The 2,157-nt window shown below is 30.7% G+C and carries 2 protein-coding genes and 1 pseudogene; 2 read left to right on the forward strand and 1 reads right to left on the reverse strand.

The genetic code is table 11. The features are described 5' to 3' along the window. Positions 1–133 precede the first annotated feature (133 nt). A complete protein-coding gene (locus FTV09_RS17500; RefSeq protein ID WP_257222938.1) occupies positions 134–961 on the forward strand; it encodes a UDP-galactopyranose mutase in 828 nt (275 codons plus the stop codon). Beyond that, positions 961–1,686 (forward strand): DUF4422 domain-containing protein, encoded by a 726-nt coding sequence (locus FTV09_RS17505; protein ID WP_257222939.1) that lies wholly within the window; start codon positions 961–963, stop codon positions 1,684–1,686. The genes FTV09_RS17500 and FTV09_RS17505 overlap by 1 nt, the downstream gene beginning before the upstream one ends. A gap of 368 nt (positions 1,687–2,054) precedes the next feature. On the opposite strand, the pseudogene FTV09_RS17510 reads toward FTV09_RS17505, so the two are convergent. Then, positions 2,055–2,157, reverse strand: a pseudogene (locus FTV09_RS17510) (IS5/IS1182 family transposase); the annotation flags it as partial.

The raw sequence follows: 2,157 nt of genomic DNA on the forward strand, positions 1-2,157 counted from the left end.
TTCCACTTTAGATATTTGTTTAAGATGAGATGTAACTCATTGAAATGTGTCATCATATTCGTCGTCAGAAAACAAGTATTATGCCATTATTTCAATGAGTTATCTTTTTTTGTCGTGTACAAAGAAAAAAAGTATGAACCCTCAAGAGGCAAAGGATTGGATTAAATCAATTGCATCAGATGATATTCAAGAACCAAAAAACTTTGAGGAGCAAGCTTTAAAGTTTATTGGTAAAGATTTATATGAGTCTTTTTTTAAAGGTTATACTAAAAAACAATGGGGATGTGAACCGAGTAGTTTGCCTGCCAGTATTCTAAAGCGTTTGCCTATTCGTTTTAATTATGATGATAATTACTTTTCACATAAATATCAGGGTATGCCTCGAGATGGTTATACTTATTTAGTGCAAAATATTTTATCGCATGAAAATATTGCTATTAAACTTACTACAAAATTCGATGCTTTATTAAAAAATGAATTTGATCATATCATTTGGACGGGCAAGCTTGATGAGTGGTTTGATTACAAAAAAGGTCATTTAGGTTATAGAACTCTAGATTTTATTAAGTTTGAGGCGGAAGGAGATTTTCAAGGTACTGCAGTAATGAATTATGGAAATGAAGAGGTTCCATTTACACGTATTTCAGAGCACAAGCACTTTACACCTTGGGAAGAACATCATCGAACTATTTATTTTAAAGAATATAGTCGAGCATGCACAGAAAAAGATATTCCTTATTATCCTATTAGATTGGTTGATGACAAAAAAATCTTAGATGAATATATAAAGCTTGCTCGGGATGAGCGAGGAGTAACATTTGCAGGACGTTTAGCAACTTATCGTTATATGGATATGGATGTAACAATAAGAGAGGCTTTAGATTTGTCAAAAAAAATGCTTAAAGATATCGTACAAGGAAAACTGATTGAAAGTTTTTACCATCAGGAGGGTATTTCCTGATGAAATATGAGGTCTACATCGCAACGCACAAAGCATATTATTTTCCATGTATAGAGCCTTATATTCCGATTCATGTGGGAAAGGAAAACTCATTATTAGATCTAGGTATTATCGGTGATAATACTGGAGATCATATATCTCACCTTAACGCTTCATTTTGTGAATTAACAGCTTTGTATTGGATGTGGAAAAATTCTGAGGCAAAAATATTAGGATTAGTACACTATCGACGTTATTTTGTGAATCAACAAGGTGAGCTACTAACAACAAATGATATTAGCCAATTAGCTGAAAATCATATTTGGGTCGCAAAGAGAAATCAGTTCTTTAAAGTTAAAAAATTTTTTGGATTACGATTTTCAAAAAAAGCTATTAGCGTTAAAGAACATTATGAAAAAGATCACTATCTGGCTGACTTTATTTTATTACGTCAAATAATTGAGAAGAATAGTCCTGAATATATTAAGGCATTTGATTGTTTGAGTAATTCGATTAAAGGAATATCTTTATTCAATATGTTTGTCATGCATAAAATTTGGTTAGACAAATACTGTAATTGGATGTTTAAAATTTTATTTGAGCTTGAAAAAGAATTAGATATTTCTTCTTATAATTCATATCAAAAAAGAATATTTGGTTTTTTGTCTGAGCGATTATTTAATGTGTTTTTATTGCATCATAATAATGAAATAAAAGTAAGTGAAATTGATGTCGTAATGAAATAATATTAGACTTCTTGCGTTAGTCACATTTTAAGCAGCCAAAAGCTATATTTTATGAGGCTTTAGCCAATTCAAAAATTAGATAAAACTATACTTTCGCAAGAGGTCTATTATTTGTTTAATATATATTTCTCGTAATATGTGCTGTTGATACTCTGTGATAGGGTATCAACTCTATGAGAAAGCTTATAAATTTTTATACTGTCTTGTTCTAATCGATAATTATTTGTAGGCGTGATAGGTTCGAAAAGTATTTCTGCAAGTAAGAAGATGTTATCGGCCTCAGGAGCGTTATTATCGACTTGTTGTTTAAATGTGAGATTGTTTAAATAATTGAGTTTTATTAAATAATAGATCTCTTGCGAAAGTCGTTATTGCAAGTTCATCCGGTTTACCAGTGCAGCGATTAAGTTAATGCGTAAACCGAATCTTTTCCGTCTATTTCGATAGCGTTCACTTAGTATTCTAAATCTT

Origin of the sequence: Acinetobacter sp. YH12227, from assembly GCF_013417785.1 — a bacterium.
GTDB classification, from domain to species: Bacteria; Pseudomonadota; Gammaproteobacteria; order Pseudomonadales; family Moraxellaceae; genus Acinetobacter; species Acinetobacter gandensis.